Annotated in this window: 17 protein-coding genes and 2 pseudogenes; 7 read left to right on the top strand and 12 right to left on the bottom strand. The window is 70.3% G+C overall.

All coding sequences use genetic code 11. The features are described 5' to 3' along the window. Window positions 1–216 precede the first annotated feature (216 nt). The 3 genes from ACGFZN_RS35925 (at window position 217) to ACGFZN_RS35915 (ending at window position 967) form a co-directional block, all read left to right on the top strand. Window positions 217–393 carry a hypothetical protein gene (locus ACGFZN_RS35925; protein WP_393862660.1) on the top strand — a complete coding sequence of 59 codons (177 nt, stop codon included), beginning with the start codon at window positions 217–219 and terminating at the stop codon, window positions 391–393. Beyond that, window positions 390–584: a hypothetical protein gene (locus ACGFZN_RS35920; protein ID WP_393862659.1), complete on the top strand. Its 195-nt coding sequence runs from the start codon at window positions 390–392 to the stop codon at window positions 582–584. Before ACGFZN_RS35925 ends, ACGFZN_RS35920 begins: the two co-directional genes overlap by 4 nt. A 152-nt stretch (window positions 585–736) precedes the next feature. After that, window positions 737–967, top strand: coding sequence for a hypothetical protein (locus tag ACGFZN_RS35915; protein WP_393862658.1), 231 nt, complete (start codon window positions 737–739; stop codon window positions 965–967). Window positions 968–1,207: 240 nt separating this feature from the next. Here ACGFZN_RS35915 and ACGFZN_RS35910 read toward each other — a convergent pair whose 3' ends face one another. The 10 genes and pseudogenes from ACGFZN_RS35910 to ACGFZN_RS35865 form a co-directional block, all read right to left on the bottom strand. Continuing rightward, entirely contained in the window at window positions 1,208–1,945 is a 738-nt protein-coding gene (locus ACGFZN_RS35910; RefSeq protein WP_393862731.1) for a hypothetical protein, read from the bottom strand. A gap of 154 nt (window positions 1,946–2,099) precedes the next feature. Then, window positions 2,100–2,492, bottom strand: a pseudogene (locus ACGFZN_RS35905) (competence protein CoiA family protein); the annotation flags it as partial. 328 nt (window positions 2,493–2,820) lie between these two features. After that, a complete protein-coding gene (locus ACGFZN_RS35900) occupies window positions 2,821–3,234 on the bottom strand; it encodes a hypothetical protein (protein WP_393862657.1) in 414 nt (137 codons plus the stop codon). Between the two features lie 723 nt (window positions 3,235–3,957). Continuing rightward, window positions 3,958–4,158 (bottom strand): hypothetical protein, encoded by a 201-nt coding sequence (locus ACGFZN_RS35895; RefSeq protein ID WP_393862656.1) that lies wholly within the window; start codon window positions 4,156–4,158, stop codon window positions 3,958–3,960. Between the two features lie 337 nt (window positions 4,159–4,495). Beyond that, complete coding sequence (locus ACGFZN_RS35890) at window positions 4,496–5,362, bottom strand: hypothetical protein (protein WP_393862655.1); 867 nt, start codon at window positions 5,360–5,362, stop codon at window positions 4,496–4,498. A 616-nt stretch (window positions 5,363–5,978) separates the two neighbouring features. Next, window positions 5,979–7,064, bottom strand: a complete 1,086-nt coding sequence (locus ACGFZN_RS35885) for a hypothetical protein (RefSeq protein WP_393862654.1) — start codon at window positions 7,062–7,064, stop codon at window positions 5,979–5,981. Between the two features lie 16 nt (window positions 7,065–7,080). Beyond that, window positions 7,081–7,350: a hypothetical protein gene (locus tag ACGFZN_RS35880; RefSeq protein WP_393862653.1), complete on the bottom strand. Its 270-nt coding sequence runs from the start codon at window positions 7,348–7,350 to the stop codon at window positions 7,081–7,083. A gap of 1,148 nt (window positions 7,351–8,498) precedes the next feature. Next, on the bottom strand, window positions 8,499–10,589 hold the full coding sequence (locus tag ACGFZN_RS35875; RefSeq protein ID WP_393862652.1) for a hypothetical protein: 2,091 nt from the start codon (window positions 10,587–10,589) through the stop codon (window positions 8,499–8,501). Between the two features lie 41 nt (window positions 10,590–10,630). Beyond that, on the bottom strand, window positions 10,631–12,637 hold the full coding sequence (locus ACGFZN_RS35870) for a hypothetical protein (RefSeq protein ID WP_393862651.1): 2,007 nt from the start codon (window positions 12,635–12,637) through the stop codon (window positions 10,631–10,633). Then, window positions 12,634–13,281 (bottom strand): hypothetical protein, encoded by a 648-nt coding sequence (locus tag ACGFZN_RS35865; protein ID WP_393862650.1) that lies wholly within the window; start codon window positions 13,279–13,281, stop codon window positions 12,634–12,636. Before ACGFZN_RS35865 ends, ACGFZN_RS35870 begins: the two co-directional genes overlap by 4 nt. A 291-nt stretch (window positions 13,282–13,572) precedes the next feature. On the opposite strand from ACGFZN_RS35865, the pseudogene ACGFZN_RS35860 reads away from it, so the two are divergent. From ACGFZN_RS35860 to ACGFZN_RS35850, 3 genes and pseudogenes are all read left to right on the top strand, one after another. Beyond that, a pseudogene (locus ACGFZN_RS35860) lies at window positions 13,573–13,844 on the top strand (hypothetical protein). A gap of 494 nt (window positions 13,845–14,338) precedes the next feature. Beyond that, window positions 14,339–14,704, top strand: coding sequence for an STAS domain-containing protein (locus ACGFZN_RS35855; RefSeq protein ID WP_393862649.1), 366 nt, complete (start codon window positions 14,339–14,341; stop codon window positions 14,702–14,704). Further along, complete coding sequence (locus ACGFZN_RS35850; protein ID WP_393862648.1) at window positions 14,701–15,636, top strand: anti-sigma factor RsbA family regulatory protein; 936 nt, start codon at window positions 14,701–14,703, stop codon at window positions 15,634–15,636. Before ACGFZN_RS35855 ends, ACGFZN_RS35850 begins: the two co-directional genes overlap by 4 nt. A 291-nt stretch (window positions 15,637–15,927) precedes the next feature. Here ACGFZN_RS35850 and ACGFZN_RS35845 read toward each other — a convergent pair whose 3' ends face one another. Next, complete coding sequence (locus ACGFZN_RS35845; RefSeq protein WP_393862647.1) at window positions 15,928–16,212, bottom strand: hypothetical protein; 285 nt, start codon at window positions 16,210–16,212, stop codon at window positions 15,928–15,930. Window positions 16,213–16,498: 286 nt separating this feature from the next. On the opposite strand from ACGFZN_RS35845, the gene ACGFZN_RS35840 reads away from it, so the two are divergent. Next, window positions 16,499–17,344 carry an RNA polymerase sigma factor SigF gene (locus ACGFZN_RS35840; RefSeq protein ID WP_393862646.1) on the top strand — a complete coding sequence of 282 codons (846 nt, stop codon included), beginning with the start codon at window positions 16,499–16,501 and terminating at the stop codon, window positions 17,342–17,344. 102 nt (window positions 17,345–17,446) lie between these two features. On the opposite strand, the gene ACGFZN_RS35835 is transcribed toward ACGFZN_RS35840, so the two are convergent. Further along, on the bottom strand, window positions 17,447–17,809 hold the full coding sequence (locus ACGFZN_RS35835; protein WP_393862645.1) for an STAS domain-containing protein: 363 nt from the start codon (window positions 17,807–17,809) through the stop codon (window positions 17,447–17,449). Window positions 17,810–17,864: the final 55 nt, after the last annotated feature.

Below are 17,864 nucleotides of genomic sequence, written 5' to 3'. Positions count from 1 at the left end.
TTCGACCGTCAGGTAAAGGAGCGACCAACTTCCCCTAGGGGGTTCACCGTGCTGCCCCGCACGGTCCCCTAACCCCCGTGCCGCCGGCGGCGGTTAGGTGGGTGAACGGCCCCGGCTGCAGCCGCTTCCCCCGTCGGAGGCAGCCGGGGCGCCGAGAACGACAGCGAGCGCGAGGCAAGCTTTCAGATGACGACGCGCGGCACACCCTCGCATCCCATGCCAGGACTCGTGGACGCCCCGGTGATCCACCGCGACCGGCTAACGGAGCGGCAGAAGAGCGGTGCCTCGTGCGCCTGGTGCGCGGGGACCGCATCCCCCCGCTTCCCGGTCGGTGACCTGCGGGCCTGCGAGTGCTGCGCGGGCCTGTACGGCGTCCCGCAGGAGCCGGCGTGACGGCAGACGAGGCGTCGTTCCCCGGCGCGGTCGACGCCTGGACCGACGCCGACTGGGCCGACTACCGGGCCCGTATCGAGGACGGCGAGGGCAGCGCGGCGGCGATCGACGCCGTCAACCGGTGCCGCAGGAAGCGGCAGCCCGGGGAGCCGGCCGGCCCGCCCACCGAAGCGTCCCAGGCCTTGCGGTGACACGCGCGTCCCGGCAGCCGCCTCGCCCGGCTGCCCGCGCCTGGCGTCACTTCCTAAGACGCAGCTCGAGATCAGCCCGCACGACGAGGGCATGAGCAGCATGCCCACCGCCATCTTCTACGGTGAAGTCAAGTAGCCCCCCGCAGGGGAATATGTCCGAACAGGACGCGGCAGCCTACGCGGAGCTGGCCGACCTGATCCGGAAGACGGATCCCGACCAACTGCGAGCCCGCATCGAAGAGATGCGCGAGCGGCACAGGCAGCGGAGCGCCGACTACCCGGCCCCCGCGCCCGGTTCCGGCCGCCTGGCTGCCCACGACCGTGCTCAGCAGCAGACCGCCGTGCACGAGCAGCAGCGCCCTCAGGGCCTCGGCCGCGCGTAGAAACTGCGGCCTCTGCCGCCGTGGCCCCGGCCGTCCGTGCGCGGCGACCGGGGAGAAGGCGGGTGCGTGTCGGTGGCGCTGCCGTTCCGCTGCAGGCCGCAGGCGTGGCTGCCGGCAAGGGAGCGTCCCGGTGGCACGGGGGAGACCACCGGGACGGCAACGTGCAGCCTACCCAGCCTCCTTCACCCCACGTGCGCGGATGACGGGAAGTGGCCGGTTGCGGCCGGTCTCGGTGTCCGTTCAGCACAAGGCGCGGCGGGTGAAGGTGTGTCCGCCGCCGGGCGTTGCGGGTTCCGGGGGCTGGGCGGTGATGCGCAGGAAGGCGCAGCGCTTGGTGATCGGGTTCAGCACCGCGACTTTCAGCGGGGTGCGGGCGGCGGCCTGGATGCGGGCCAGCCAGGTCTGGCCGGGGACCAGGATGGTCAGCTCGGCCGGCCACTGGGCGAGTGCCTGGGGGTCGGGGCACACCACACCGGCCAGGGTGAACGCGGCGCCCGGGCGGGGCCTGCTGTAGAGGAGCAGGCCGTTGCCGTGGGCGGGGCTCTGGACGCCGTACTCGACCGGTTTGCCGGATGCGGTGCGGACCAGTTGCGTGAAGGTGGGCCACAGCTGAGGGTCTATTCCGGCGTGTTGGAGGAAGGCGGCCAGACGTTCTTGCTCGGCCTGCCGTTCCTGGGCGCGCTGCAGGGCGTCTTCAAGGCGCCGTTCGGCGGCGGCGGCCCGCGCCGCGGCCGCCCGGCGGGCCTGCTCGGCAGCCCGGGCACGTGCGGCGGCCTCGGCTTCCGCTTCCATCCGGGCGCGGGCGGCCGCCAGTTGCACGTACGCGTCGGCCGTCCACCACACCGTGCCACCCGGGCCGGTATGAGGGTGCACCCGCCCCTGGAGGATCCACCCGATGGCATCGCCGAGCGGGCAGGTGATGTGGGTCCATCCCGCCGTCCCCGCCAGCGTGCGCGGAGCCCAGGCGTAGCGCGCCATGCCGTTGCCGCACCGTCCAGCCGCCCCCGCGGCCTTCGGGCGACTCCACCCGCAGCGAGGGCACGGCACGCTGCCAGGGCCTGCCCTGCAGCCCGACCCAGCACACCCCCACACCATCTCGCGCATAGCGCTCGGTACGCATCCGCGCCTCTGACGGCGTCAACGGCGACAGCTGCGCTTCCAGAGCCATGAACGCCCTGCCCTGCTCATCGAAGACCAGCACGTCAGCACGCCAGTCGCGCCGCTCGCTGCTCACCTCCAGCTGTGCTGTGAACCCCGCCGCCCGGGCGGCCGTGGCCAACTCCAGCTTCAGCAGGTGGTGTTCGTACGACTCGTTCGCCAGCTCGCAGTCACGGGGCTGCTGCTGGTGGTAGAAGTGCCGGGCACGGCGTGAGGAGACCCGCGCGAACACCCGGCCCCCACACTCCGGGCACGCCAGCTGCACCCCCTTGACCCGATGGACGTCCTCCCAGGCACGGCCGCACCCGAGATCGTCCAACGACGCATCCAGCCGCCCCCAGTCGGCATGGACCGCGGTGAACCCCATCCGCCCTCCCCAGGCGCGCGGTGTCTCAAGCCCGGTGCCAGTGGCCCGTCGCTGGCCTCAGCGTCCCTGGGCAGGGCAGCGGCGAGGCTGCCGCTGCCGTCGCACGATGCCGGCCCACCCCCTCGCCCCGCAGGACACGCAGCGCCACGTGAGCGGTGCCCCCGGCGAGGGCGCACTGCTCCTTGAGGTTGCGCACGGCAGGCCGCCGTTCACCGGCCACAGCCGGCCGGCCAGCATCTGCCGCCTCAAGGCCTGCGGCAGATCCGCTGACAGGCGGCAGCAAGGCAAGGGACCGAAGTCGGCAGCGGCGTGGCGTCGGCCGCCGTGGTCACCGACTGCCGGCGGTGTCGCGGCGGGGCCGGTTTGGTTCCCGGCCGATCTGCGCGGCGACCTGCCTGATCTCCGTCTCGCCGTAGGCGGTGCGCACCCCCGACGGGCTGTATCCGGCGTGGCGGGCGAGTTCCTCCAACTGGTAGGGGCGGCTGCCGTGGAACTCGCGTCCGTAGGCCAGCAGTTGCCGGATCCGGGCGTCCACGGCCTGCTTCTGCGCCTTCAGGTCGTCCAGTGCCAGCAGCAGCGGGTCCGTCTCGAGCTCCAGGCCCGCGGCCTCCAGATTGAGGGCGTCGTTCCTGCGCTGCTCCTCCACCTGTTCGCAGGCGTCGGCGTAGCAGTCCTCGGGGGTGACGGTGCCGGGTTCGGGCATGGGGTGGCGCAGCGCGGCCAGTTCTTCAATCGGATGCATACAGCGATCATCACAGTCTGCAGCGATGATCGCAATGAGATTTGCTGGATCCAGCGCTCCTCGTCCGTCGGCTGCCGACGGCAACCCTTCTGTGGGTGCGGGGTGTTCGCCCTGCGGCACGCGGCCCCGGCCGGCAGCGGGGACCGGCCGCCGGGCACACCGCGGCTCCTTCCGCAGGGTGCCTGCCGGCCCGCCACGCGCAGTGCGTCCTCCAGTGCGCCGATCTCACCCCGGCGCGGTTTGATTCAGCAATCGGACGGGTCTGCTGCACGAAACCGCGGTGAAAGTGAAAGTGTCACTTTCACTGCACGACGGTGAAAGTGAAAGTGTCACTTCCCGTGCTGCGCGTTCCAAATCGTTCGGGAAGTGATTTGTGAACATGGTTCCTGGGGGGAAGCGCGGCCGGTGAAAGATCTAGTGGAAATCTCACAGTGGAAAACACATGTCTGCAAGCTTCGTTTTTCGCACGAGACATCGTTTCGTGGGATTTGGCAGCTGTGGTCGTCCGGGATGAAAGTGTGGCGTGCGAGGTGGTGATTTCACTCCGCTGGAGCGCTAGAATGAAATCGCCCGGAGATCGGCGATGCCGAATCTCCGGGCGGCGGTCTTGGAGAAGTGTTCCCCGGGAGTCCTGAAGATGGGTCTTCGGATGCGGGCTCCCGGGGGCGGCCAAGTCCGGTGCGGGGCCCGGGCCACTGCCAGGTGGAGCGGGCCCCGCACGTACTACATGTAGGTTTTGACCAGCCAGAACAGCTGGTGCGTGAACCACGGCCACACCACGTAGGTGATGTGGGCGCCGTAGTACAAGGTCGACAGGACGTAGGAGATGAGCGCGATCCGCTCGGTCCTGCGTCCGGGACCCTCAGGCTCGGCCGACTTCTCGGGGAGGTCCCGGGCGGATTCTTCCTCCTCGTTGCCGGCCATGACTGTTCCTCCTGTTTCATCGTTAATGAGTGCCAGTGCGAGAAATGCTAGCAGGGTGCTCCGGGAGCTCCCTTTCGAATGTTATTCGTGACGCTCTTGATCATGCATTCCTTGTCACGCGGAGGGGGTTTTGGGTGAATTTTCCGCCCAGTCGTTCGATTTTTTGGCGGACGCTCATTGGCTTTCTGTGATGTGTGTCACACGTCCAGTTTTGATCTTCCTGATGTCCGGAATTCTGGATTCCGGCGCCTATGGAGCTTCCTTTTTACGGCGCGGCGTCGGCGCACCGGATGGGCGACCGGGCGCCGCGCGGGCTCGTCAGCGCGCTGGGGGCCGCTCAGGACTCCGGCGACCGGTCGCGGTCCTCGCGCAGGCAGCGGACGATCATCCGGCGCAGCTCGTCCGGGCTGATGTCAGGGGGCGGTGCCTGCGCGGCCTCGGCCTGCATCGCCTCGAGCTCCTCGTCGCTCAGCAGGTCTTCCTCCCGCTGCTCGCGCAGCATGGCCTGGTACCCGTCCTCTTCTTCATCCTCATCGTTGGGGAGGCCGCGGTAGCGGCGCCGGTCTCGCTGGTAGGTGCGTTGGTCCTCAGCGCGCTCGGCGACCGCGCAGGGATAGGACGATTCCCCGCACCTGCCCGATCGCGGGTCCTCGGCCCGGTCGCGAGCGGCCATCAGCAGGCGCGCCTCGCCGCCGGTCACGTGGCAGACCTCCAAGAACGCCGTCAGCAGCTCGGCCGTCACCGGCCGCTCGCCGCGCAGCACGGCGGACACCGTCGACCTCCGCAGCCGGTAGCCGGCCTCGGGAGCCGTCTCCAGCTCCCGCAGCGTGAGACCGGCGCGGGCCAGCACCACCTTCATCGCACGTACCACCCCGGCGCGCTTGGTGATGCGAGAGGCGTCGTACTGCATCCGGGCCAGCGGGTTGCGCGCCGCGCGTACCCGCCTGAGCAGCGCTTCGCCCGGCCGGGGATCGGCGCCGGCACCGACGGCCCAGGCGGTCACCGCCTGCGAGGTAGGAACCCGGCCGTCGACAGCCCGGCGCAGAGTCTTGGCCGTGACCGGGTGCCCGGCCGCCGTGGCCGCTTCAGCGAGCTGCCCGTAGGAGACACGGCCACGCGCGTTGCTCATCCAGTTGACCAGCGCGGCCAGTTCCACCGCACCCGCGCAGTCGCCGGCACCCGAACGCGTCGCCGTACGAGTCACCGGGCACCTCCTCCGACACGGGTACAGCCGCTGTGGAAGAGACGGAGCGCGGCAGCACCCCGGGCCGCAGGCGGCCTGTGGAAGCCGACCGGGACGGCGGTCGCGGTGCGCGCCGGAGAAGAACGGAGCATGGCAACATCCCTCGTGAACACAGAGCTTGGCGGGTGGGGTCCGCAGAACCTGCGCGGTCCCGCGGTGTTCGTCCCGCCGCGGCGGCGCCGACCGCGGTGAGGACATGTGGATCGTGGCAGCGGGACCCGGCGGATTTCCAGCCGAACCCAGCGCGCCCCCGAAAGTTACGTACGCTCCCGACGTGTGAGAAAGCCCAGCTCACACGGGGCGGAGTGACAATTTTGTCCCGGCTTCACGGGCCGGCCGGCACACCCGCCCGCGGGCATGGCGGCACCTCGGGCACGGACGGTCCCCACACCTCGGGCAACCCCCTGGGGGGTGAGCGCGACCGGGACCGCACGGCCGTGCGGCCCTCGGGGCCCGGTGTGGAAGAGAGGGGTGAGCGCCTGCGTGAGGACACCCGTCCTGCGGCTGCCAGCCGGGCATCCCGGTACGGGGCGCCCCGACAGCCCTGCCGCGCGACGCCCGGTTACCGGCTCTGCCGTCACCCGCCGTGGACCGCATCGGGCAGACCGGCCCTGCGCGGCTCCTGCCTCATGCCCGCAGTACGAAGGGGCCCCGACCGCTTACGCCGGTCCTCAGGCCTGTTCGACCCATGCGAGGGTGCGGCGTTGGACTTCATCGGCACGAGCTCCACGGGGCCGTCATCGGTGAGGGGGCCGCCCATCTTTGCGTTCCGGGCGGGGCGGTCACGCCTCATCAACTGCGCGTACTCCGCCGTGGACATGCCGTGCACGCGCAGCGGGGCGAGGCCGTCGCGCCTGCGCACTTCCCTGTACAGCTCCCTGAGCATGCCGCTGCGCTGTAGCTGTTCGGCCAGTAGGTCGAAGTCGTCCGGGCTGTTGGCGCTCTTGTACACCCCCAAGGCATGCAGGAGCTGGCGAACCTGCGCCGATTCCGCGGCCTGAGCCCGCACCGGTGGCCGTGCGCCGCGAGCCGCCGTGGCGGTGCCGGTAGCGGCCTGCGCCCAGGCCTTGTGCCACTGGGCGAGCGTGCGCTTGCCGGTGACACCGCAGCCCTGCAGGAAGGCCTCGCAGTGGTTCCAGGCGGGCAGCTTGGTCTTCCGGTTGACGATGCGCCAGAGGGTTCCGAGAGGAAGAAGGAACACTTCACGCCCGCCGGGTGCTCCGGCCGGTTGGGGAACCGTGCCGGCGCGCTGCTGGACGGTGCGCAGCGGTGGCGCCCCGGCGCCCTCGTAGACGGCCGCGAGTGCGGCCGTGAAGTCCTGACGAGTACGGATGTTGTGGACCCCGGGAGCGTGGAGCCGGCCCAGGATCCCGCGGTCCTTGGCCCGGGCCCGCCTCCACAGCTCAAGCGCCCTGCGCTCCTGCTGCGCGGTGGCGTCGCAGCCGCGCACGTACGCCACGACGGTGGCCTCCTTCGGCAGGGTGTGGCAGCCGGCCGCGCGCTTGAGGGTGGCGGCCGAGACGGCCAGGGCCGGATCGCCGAGCGCAGCGGTGCGCTCGGCGAGTTCGGCGAACGTCAGCTGGGCTCGCTGCCGCAGGTTCTCCAGCATGAGGCCGAGGGCGGCACCGGGCGAGCCGGCGGGGGCGGTTCGCGCCGCGCGCATCGTCGACCCGCCGCTTCTACCGGCGGGCGGCGGCGTGCAGCGCGGCCGCGAAGGCCTGCAGCAGCAGCCGGCCGCTCCCGCCGACGGCGTAGACGGCGGCGCCGATCGCTCCGCACCCGGCGAGGAGAACGAGGACGTCACGCACCGGCATGCCGTTGCCGGCGAGGCCCGCACCCAGCAGGGGAAAGACGCTGATTCCGAAGGCCTGCGCGGCGGTGACCGGCGCCCGGGACGGGCGGCTACGGCCGCGGGCGGGCGCGGGGGCGCCGTTGGAGGTGGTGGACATGCTGGACTGCCTCCCTGGCAGACGGGCGGGCCGCCGACGATGCTTGATGCCGACGACCCGCACGAGTGGTGTGCTACTGGCCGCAAGAACCGGTGCGCTCATGGCAGTTGACGCTGCCACGCCCCGGTGCAGTGCAGGATGCCACGCCCCGCCGTACCCGCGCGGATCCTCGGCTCACGCGTGTTCCAGGCGTCCCAAAAACTCTCTACGGCCGCAACGCCAGCGTCTGGATGGCTCGCACCTCCCCGGCCACTGCCTTTTTCCAGCCCGCCGGGCAGGCCGTCCTGTCTGTGGGCTCACCGGCGTTCCACGTTGCCTTGCCGCGGCCGGGCCGGGACGGGAACCTGGATGCAACCACGTTCGAGCGTCGGGGGGGGGGGGGGGGGGGGGGGGGGGGGGGGGGGGGGGGGGGGGGGGGGGGGGGGGGGGGCGCCGCCCCCCCCCCCCCCCCCCCCCCCCCCCCCCCCCCCCCCCCCCCCCCCCCCCCCCCCCCCCCCCGACCTCGGACCTCCCTGGCACGCTACTGGCCGCAAACCGAAGCAAAGCAGGGACACCGCAGACCGGTTGACGCCGGGCCTGCACCGGCGGGACTGGTCCGGACAACGGGCCAGTCCCGCCACACTTCTGCCCGGGCGGCTGGCGATGAGCCGACCCGGCGTTCGCGGCCGCATGCGATGCCGTCAGCGTCGTCTCGGCGCCCTACGGCCGCAGCAGGCCCATACGGCTGATTCCCCAGCGGGTGGCCTGTCTCATGGAGGAGCTGAGCAAGCCTCGCGCCACCGTGCCCGCGTTGGTCGCCGCGCTCTGCGTCAGCCGTACGGCGATCTACCAGCGGCGCGGCCGTGATAGGGAGTGCGCCTGGGCCAGGGACGCCGCGTGGGCAGCGCCGATCTCGTGTGAACGCTGCGGGCCGGACCTGAGAAGGTGCCTCAGGTCCGAACAGCCCGACCGTGCTGCTCCTCCCGGGGGGGAGTGACGCGTCCTGCAGGCCGGAACCGGTGAAGCGCCGACGGGTGACCTGACCTGCCCATGCGCCGACCACACTCCCAGCCGCTGTCGGACCGGCGGTGGCAACGCGCTTGCGTGCGCCTCCGCAGAGAGGGACGGGGGTGTCGGCACTGCTCGGCTGGTTGGTCTGAGACGGGTCTTCACCGGCTTGCTGGTCCGGCCGAGCGCCGTAGACGCAGAGAGTGCGGGGTCGGGCGTGTGGTTGGGAGGACGCCGGCCACGATCAGGCGGGGGATTTCGGTGGCGCTACGGGCGTGCCTGATGATCCAGATGCTGTCTTCGATGTCGCGGTATCCGGCGGTGTGGTCGCTGGCGTCGCCGACCAGGAGCAGAGCGAATGGTGGTCCGGTGGCGGTGTAGTTCGCGGCCTGTGCGAGGTAGTCGCGCTCGACAATGTGCTGGGTCTTCCACTGCGCTGTGCGCCACTTGATCTCGGCTACGAAGCGGCTGCCGGGCTCCGGCGTGTAGATGACGTCGGCGCGGCCGCTGGCGACGTCCCACTTCTCCCGCTCCACGGTGCCCGGTGGGAAGAGAGGACTGATGTGCTGGTGGAAGTCGTCCTGGAGGTTCTTCTCATTCCAGGGGACGAGGGTGCCGTCGGCGTCCTTGCGCGCCGGTCCGAGGTAGGCGATGCGCTCGCCGTAGAGGTTGGCCTGGGCGTCGAAGCGGTCGTAGAGGAACCGCAGGAAGTGCTCCAGCAGGGGGGTGAAGTAGTGGCTGTCGCTGGGCTTCCAGGCCGGGCTGGTCTTCAGGGTGTCGAGCAGGGTCTCCAGGTGGGTGTCCACGCGGGCGTTGCCGGTGGGGGTGTAGCCCTTGGTGAGTTGGTGTGCGAGCTGCTCGAGCCGGTCGAGATGGTGAGGGTCGAGGTCGTCGCGTAGGCCGGTGGCGTCAGACTGAAAGAGCGCGGCAAGCGCGGGTCGGCCTTCCAGGGCTTTTCCCGGCACCGCCTCCTGCGGTGGCGTTTGACTGCCCGTCTGCCGGCGTCGCTGGCGTACAGCGTCGTACAGCGTCTTGGCGTCCGGGTGGTCGGTGAACTGGGGGTCGTGGGCGAGGGCTTGCTCCAGTTGGTGCAGCAGGCCTTGGCTGCGTACGAAGGGTGCCTCTATGGCTGGGCTGATCAGCGCCGTGAGCCCCGGGGAGCCGTTGTTGGGGGTGTGGATGCTGCGGCTGGCGAGGTAGATCTGCAGGAGGTCGTTCAGGGCGTCGGCGGGCGTGTACCAGCTGGGCTGGTCCAGGTGTGTCTGTGCGGCGTTGAGGGTGGTGACGAGCTTCGACCAGGCGCTTTGGGTCAGGCTGCGGGCGCTGAGCCAGTCGAGCTGGTGCATGCGGCCGGTCCAGGCGGCGAGGTGCGCGGTGGTGGTGTCCAGCTGGATGGCTGCGTCGGTGAGCCGTTGCCGGGCGCTGTTGTCACCCGTGGGGTTCTGCTCGAGGTCGGCGAAGGCGAGGACGGCTTCGATGGCGGCGGCATGGGCGCGGGCGTCCAAGCGGGCCTCGTGGGTGCGGTCGAGTTCGGTGAACCGCATCAGGGCTCGCCGCAGTTGCTCGTCGGCGGTGGTGCGGTCGGCGGCCTCCAGCGCGGTTCGCTCGTCGGCCAGGGCGAGTTCGAAGCTCGCGTCGGCTCGGGTGGCGGGGGCCAGGGCGGGCTGGTTCTCCAGGGCGGCGAGGACGTCGAGGAGGTGGTCGGTGTCGGCGAAGTGGTCGCGGGCGATGCCGATCAGGATCGGCAGACGTTCCAGGGCGTCGGCGGGCTCGGTGCCGGTGATCTCGGTGAGCAGCGCGAGCAGACGGTGCGGGGAGCCTCCGGCCACCGCCAGGCGTAGCAGCCCGGCGATCGCCGGGTGGGCGAGGGCGGCGTCGCAGTCGCCGGTGAGCGCGTCCTCTGCGAGCGTGGCAAGATCTCGTACGATCCGGTTGCCCAGGCGGGCGGCCAGCTCCGGCTGGGTGCACACGACGTCGAGCGCGTCGGCGAGGACCCACGCCGAGTGAGGCTGGCGCAGGCCCTGAGCCGCAGCCGCGAGTAGCGCAGCGGCCTGGCCGGCCGGGATGGTGTCAAGGCCGTGGGTCAGCGCGCTGAGGAGGTAGGGCAGTTGCGGTCCGGCGGCCAGCGTGTCCGCCTCAGCCGCGACGGCGTCTGCTCCGCCGAGATCCTCCAGGCGGGGGCCGACGTCCAGTTCTTCCTCGCTCGCCCGGCCGGCCCACTCCTGGAGGGCCCGGTCCACGCTCGGAGCCACTGTCCTCTCCTCTCTGCTGGGCCGCGCCGGAAGCGAGCAGCTTAGAACAGGTGTTCACTATCGCGGGTGATGAGGTGGTCGGCAGGCAGATCGTCGACGAGTTCGGGCTGGGCGGTGGTCAGCACGACCTGCAGGTCCGGGAGGTCCTTGGCGATGGCCTGCAGCTCGGCGATCAGGGTCCGGGCCGGTACTTCGGTGACCTCCTCGGCGGCGACGGAGTCGATCAGCAGCAGACCGGGATGGGCGGCCACGCCGCGGTCCGCCCCGACACGCAGGAGCGCGATGACCGTGGCGATCCGCATGCGCAGCCGATCGCCGCGGCTGAGGCGCTTGAACGGGGTCTTCACCCCTGCCTTGACGGCGTTGACCCGGCCGGAGCGGTCGAGGCGGACGCTGTCGAGGTTCTGTACCCCGAAACGGGTCGCCAGCTCAACGATCTGAGTATTCATCGCCGGGAAAAGCCGCTTGGCGGCCGTATCGACGGCCTCGCGTACGGCCTCGGTCACGGCCTCCAGGACCTGGACCGACACGGGAACGGGGGGCTCTTCCGGGCGGGTGCCGGTGGCGGCGAGGCGTCCTTCCAGACCAGCTGCCTCAAGCTCCAGCTGACGAAGGCGCTCATGATTCTGCGACGTCGCCAGCGCCGTCTGCAGCGCGGCCGCGGCGGTTTGCTGCTCGACGAGCGCGGCGTCCACCGCGGCTGCCGCGGCCTCACGTTGCCGACGTGCCTCGGCCTCCGCCTCCCGCGCCTTTGCGAGCTGCTGCTCCAAGTCCTGCAGCAGCGCTTCGGCAGTCTCTTCGTCGACCTCGGGCAGCGGCCGGGTGCACACTGCGCAGGAAGCGTCCTCGCGCTCCTGCTGGCGGCGGTCACGATCGAGGGGCTCCTCGCATCGCGGACAGCACACCGGATCGAGCCGGCCCAGCACCCGCCGCGCCTGCCAGGTCTCACGGGCATCCAGCAGCGCCTGGTCGGCGCGCATCCGCGCCGCGCTCATCTCGGTCAGGCTCTGTTCGGCGTCGTGCAGCACACCCTGTGTGTCCCGAAGCCGTGCCGCGGCATCATCGGCGGCCTGGAGCAAGGGGGACACGTCCCGGCTCGCCACGTCCCGAAGTTCGCCGATCTGCTGGGAAAGCAGTTTCAGTTGCTCCCGCCATACGGTTCGCTCGGCCTTGCGGGCGTCGGCGTCTCCTTCCGCACGGCGCTTTCCTTGCGCGAGTGTCTTGCGCTCCCGCTTGCCGGCGACCGACAGCTGGGTGAGCACCGTGCTGTAGGGAATGTCGACGAAGAGCTCCATGAGCCGGGCGGACAGGCCCACCGCGTTGACATCCCCGAGAAGGATCTCGTCGCCCCCTGGGTTGAGGTAACACGCTCCGAAGTACGAGGCCCACCCGTGGACCTGGGGCGCGCCTTCGCCGTCGGCGCCGCCGCCGGCCTGCCACAGGCTGGTGTGCCCCATCCGCAGCGCGTCGAGGAAGAAGGCGCCGATGCTGCGGTCGACCTCGTCGGTTCCGGCAGCCTGCTCCAGCAGACGCAGGCCGTCCCCGGTGTCGTCCGTGGCCAGCAGTTGCTCCATGGTGTCTGCGGTGAGGATCCGCCCGGTCAGCGCCGGATGAGCGCCGGGATCGACCTCCAGGACAATCCGGATGGGGCGTCCGGCTACCGCGACGTCCATGCTCAGATGCCGCACCCAGGAACGGACGTCCAAAGGCAGATCGCGAGGCTCTCCACGAAGCGGCCAGACCAGGAATTCCAGCAGGCTCGTCTTCCCGGCGCTGTTGTCGGGGTGGACGATCGCCCACACGCCCGACGAGAAGTCCCGCTCCACACTGAAGGGATCGCCCGAGTGCTTCACCCCCTTGACCCGAAGGCGCAGCATGCGCAGTCGGCGGTCGGCGGTTGCCGGGCTCTTCAACGTGATGTTGGCCTCCGCGAGCGACCGCTCCACCTGCTCCGCGGTCAGCCCCAGCTTCGCGGCGACACTCTGCAGAATGTCGCCGGCCCGCGGAACGCGGACCTCCCCGGTGGTCGTCTCGGGCGACGCGGTCACGAGGCCTCCTGGTCGACGTCGGACACCGGCACCGGGGCGGCAGCCTCCAGCTGACGCAGCCGGGCGCGGGCTTGCTCGGTGATAGGTGAGATGTACTGCCTCCACGGGGTGTCGGCGTAGTCGCTCAACAGATACTGCCGATTCTTGATCTGCGTACCGCCGAGCCCATCGACCAGCGCCACGACCAGCTGGGTGCGCTTGATATACCACTCCAACGCGGGGGCGTCCTTCACCAGCGACCGCGTCACCTCGCGACCGCGCTCGAGGAGAAAGTAGACGTGCTCGACGACGCGCTTCTGACCGCTCCGGCCAAGAACCTGCGTCTTGCGGATCAGTCCGCGCTCCACGAGCGGCGCCAGCGCGTCATCCAGTTCCTCGAAGGCCCCGAATTTATGGCGCAGCATGGGAAAGCGCCTCAGATCCGGCTCTTCCGAGCCCAGGATGTCCGAGGCGAGGCTGAGCAGTCCCCTCTCATCGGGAGCCGCCTCGTACTCGTTCATCAGCTCGAAGGCCAGATAGTCCGGGTAGCGGACCCAGAAATCCAACTTCTGCAGACGGACTTGCGTGTGGACCACGCCCACCGTCGCCGCTGGTACGTCCTCGTCCTCGGCCGGCGGCTTTGCGGCGGCGTCGATCAGCAGCAACAGCCGAATGGAATCCTGCCAGCGACTTGCCCTACGTACCGCCAAGGGTGCGACCATCGTGCTCCCCACACAGTGTTCGCCCAATCACAAAAGGTCATCTTGGCAGCCGGACGGGCCTGCACACCAGACGTGGAAGCCAGCCGACTGTCGAGGCTGCGCGCCGGGACGGGCACGAGCGTCAGAAGCAGAACCAGGCCAGTGCCCGGGCGAAAGGCCGGCAACTGGCTCTCGCTCTTTGCCTGACTGAGGCGAGAAGGCCCGGTTGTCAGCGGTGGCTGTCAGGCTGAACGGATGGACCGTGATGAGGAACAACTGCTGCGGGCCGGGTCTACGGTGCCGACCACGACGCCCCGGGCCCGCGGCCCGGACGGCGCTACGCCGAACTGGTCGGAGGTCCGCTGGACGGCCTGCTGCTCGACATCACCGGCCTCACACGGCAGGAGGTCGGAACCGGCGTTGCGCTGGCCACCGAGCTGGGGCAGTTCGGCATCAGTGGCCGGGCCGTGTATGACCCGCGCCCCGGTGATGCGGACCATTTCGACTTGACCGGCGACACGCCCTGACCGACGCCACGGCCGCGTGCACTGACGCCCTCCATAGCGTCGGGAGCCGCGGACGCCCCGCCAGGCAGCCTGCTTTCCGCAGAGCGTTGAGGCATTTCGCGATCCCCGCACGGACGGTGTCCGACTCGCCGACGGACAAGACCAACGCGTACGAGCAGGTCACATTCCCCGGCGCGTACCAGGTCCGTCTCCCGCAGTACCGGAAGTCCTCGTTCACGCCGCACGACTGCCCCCGCCTCCCCCTGGCGCCACGAGCGGCGGGTCCTCGCTGTTGGCCGCGTTTCGACGATCCGGCCGATTCATCGAATCGCTGGCACGAGGCAGTTCTGCAACTGACGGTCGCTGACTGCGACGAGCGACTTCAGGCCGCTCGGCATCGATTTCTGACGTGCGGCCGTCCCCTCGGTGCGCGGCGTGGACGCTGGTGCTGGTATAGGTAGGGGTCGGTGTCTGCGATCGGGGTAGGCGCTCACGATGGACGCTGCGTGGAGGGGATGAGCGTGGATGTCCCGGTTGATACCGAGAGCCACTCCGGCGCGCCCTCACATGGTGCGCACGGCCTGGAGGTCTACCCACTGCCGGGACGTTGCGGTGTGCGTGCGGCCGGGGACGTCAACGCTGCCACGCGGCCGGTGTGGAGCGAGATACTCGACCAGCTTGTGCGGCAGGGTGAGGGCCTTGTGCACCTGGACATGTCCCAAGTGACCTTCATCGACGTGGCGGGGGTGACGGACCTGGCGATGGCCGCGCAGTCGCTGCGCGGCGGAAGACGGATCGTGGTGCAGCAGCCGCCGCCCCACGTGCCGCGCGTACTGGAGCTTTTCTGGCCCGGCCTGGGCGGGATCGAGGTAGCACAGTGACCGGTCCCGTTACCGAGGCCGAGCGGTTCGAGCATCCAGCGCTGTTCTACCGCGGCGAGGACCAGTATCTGGCCGGCACGGTCCCCTTCGTGCTGGAGGGCCTGGCCGCAGGTGAGCCGGTGGCGGTGGCCGCCCCGCCGGACCGCCTTGAGGCGATCAAGGACGGCTTGGGCGACCACGCTGGGCAGGTGCGCTTCGTGGATATGACCCAGGCCGGCCGCAACCCCGGTCGGATCATTCCCGCGGTGCTGCGGCGGTTCGCCGACGCCCACACCACCGGACGGGTGCGGATCATCGGTGAGCCGATCTGGCCCGGCCGCACCAGCGTGGAGTACCCGGCGTGCGTGCAGCACGAGTCGCTGATCAACTTTGCGTTTACCGGGCGTGCGGTGACGATCCTTTGCCCGTACGACGCCGACCGGCTCGACGAGCGGGTGCTGGAAGATGCCTGGGCCACCCATCCCTTGGTCATTGACGAGGACGGGGGCAAGCCCTCGGCCGCCTTCCAGTGGCAGGCAGTCGTCGCCCGCTACAATCGGGCGCTTGCTGTGCCGCCGCAGGCCGAGGCGTCCTCCTTCCGCGGCAGCGGTGAACTGGCGGAGGTGCGTGAGTTCGCCGTGCTGTGCGCCAAGCGGCTGGGGCTGGACGGGCAGCGGCTGCAGGACTTGGAGGTGGCGGTGGCGGAGTTGAGCACCAACAGCGTCATCCACGGCGCCGGCGGCGGCATACTGCGCATCTGGAGCGAGGGCGAGCAGGTCGTCTGCGAGGTGCACGACGCGGGCCGGCTGAGCGATCCGCTGGCCGGACGGCGCCCTCCGGCCCCGGAACGGCCCGGCGGGCGGGGCCTGCTGCTGGTCAACCACGTCGCCGACCTGGTCCGCATCCACACCAGCCAGGCGGGCACCACTATCCGCTTCTACATCAGCCTCTGACCTCTCTCCGACGCTCAAGCGCGGCTTGCCGTGCTCCTTGTCTCATGGACGCTGTAAACCGAGAGGACATATCTGTACACGACGGCAGGCAGGCGGCGTCAGGCCCCGTCGGCGCCTGCCGGCTGTGCGGGCCTACTCCCGAAAGGGGCGGGAGACTTTTAGCTGCCCGGCCCGGCAGCCGCCAATGCGCCGCGAGCCGTCTGGCTGATCGACCGGTCAGCCGCCTCTGCCTCCGGCGAGGATAGCCCGGTGATCAGGGATTAAGAGGACTTCTTGGGCATCCAGAGGTGCTCACTGGCCGGGATGCGACAGGGCCAGCTGATCCTTGACCCAGGGGTCGAACACCGCCAGCCGGTGGGCGGCAGAGGGGTAGAAGGTCGCCAGCTGGCCGGCGATCCACGGATCCATGGGCTGGCGGGCCGTGCCCTGGCTTTCAACGGCGGCCGTGGTGTTGAGAACCCGGTGCTCGCCCGCCTGTGGAGTCGCCGCCATCGCCGAGCCGCCGCTGGCCACGACAACGCCTGCGGCGATGGCGGCACACACACCTGCACTCGCTACCCGGCGCGTCAACTTCATGATCGTCTCCTCCTCGCTCTGCCCGCCCCGCCCGAGCACCGCGCGGCGCGGGCCGTCCAGCGATCCGGAATAATTTGTTCCGGCTGGCTCGCCTACCCCCTGCCGTTTCACACACACCCGCGTCGCCGGTGTCAGTGGTGTTGGAATGCGTGACGAGCTGGCCGCGGCTGCCGGGCAGGGGGCCGGCCCGCTGGCGTCGTGGCATGGCCTGCAGATGCCTGGGTAGACGCGCGGTCGTCGGGTCGAGGCAGGCCGGCAGCGTACAGCGATAGGGGAGGGAAGCATCATGACGACAGTGGCTGCCTCGCAGGTGGACACGAGCGTGGACGGCCTGCCGGAGGTTGCAGATCCCTCCCAGGTGGCGCCGAAGGATGCCCGGCAGTTGACGCGTCTGTTCTTCGAGCAGCTGGCGGTGCTGGAGGAGGGTACGCCCGAGTACAGCTACGCGCGCAACACGCTGATCGAGATGAACATGTCCCTGGTCCGCTTCGCGGCCGGCCGGTTCCGCAGCCGGGGGCCGGAGGAGATGGAGGACATCGTCCAGGTCGGCATGATCGGCTTGATCAAGGCGATCGACCGGTTCGAGCTGTCGAGGGAGGTGGAGTTCACCTCCTTCGCGATCCCCTACATCGTCGGCGAGATCAAGCGCTTTTTCCGTGACACGACCTGGGCCGTGCATGTGCCGCGCCGTCTGCAGGAGGCCCGCGTCCAGCTGGCCCGAGCCACCGAGGAGCTGCGCAGCCGGCTGGGCCGCACGCCGACGGTGAAGGAACTGTCGGAGCTGATGAGCCTGCCCGAGGACGAGGTGATCGAGGCCCGTCTGGCCTCCAACGGCTACAACTCCTCCTCCCTGGACGCCGCGATCAACGCCAGCGAGGATGGCGAAGGCGCCCTGGCCGACTTCATCGGCACCGACGACCCGGCCCTGGAGCTGGTGGAGAACTTCCACGCCCTGGCCCCGCTGATTGCCGGACTCGACGAACGGGACCGCAGGCTCATCCACATGCGGTTCGTGGAGGAACTTACCCAGGCCCAGATCGGCGAACGTCTCGGGGTGTCCCAGATGCACGTCTCGCGGCTGCTGTCGCGCTGCCTGGCCCGGCTGCGCGAAGGCCTGCTCAGCACCCACTGACAGCCGCTCTCTCCGGGCCCTCGGCAGCACAGCAGCAATCCGTACGGCCCATAGGCGCGGCGGCACCCGCCAGGGATTGCTCTGCGGCCGGCCGAAGTGGCGTCAGATGCCGAGTGCGTGACGGAGGGTGTCCCGGCAGTCGATGATGGCGTCCACACCGACGATTCGCATGGTGCGCAGGACGGATTCGGTGGGTGCGGCCAGGCGCAGCCAGCCGCCGGCGTCGGTCAGGTGGCGGTGGGCGGCGATGAGGATGTTTATGCCGCTGGAGTCCATGAACGTGACCTGCCGCATGTCGACCACGATGCGCGGTTGAGCGGCATCGCAGGTATCGAGGGCCTGGCGAAGCGTGTCGCCGGTGTGGTGGTCGATTTCCCCGGCGGGGGTGACCACGTGGATGCAGCCGGTGGTGATGGACACGACCGACAGCCCACCGGACTGGGCGGCTTCTTCGGCGTCCGTCATTTCTCCCTCTGCCACGTCGGTGATACGGGCCTACCAGGATCTCCTTGGAGGCTGT

Source organism: Streptomyces sp. NPDC048192 (assembly GCF_043202415.1).
Taxonomy (GTDB): Bacteria; Actinomycetota; Actinomycetes; order Streptomycetales; family Streptomycetaceae; genus Streptomyces.
This window is presented reverse-complemented; position numbering and strand designations above follow the sequence as displayed.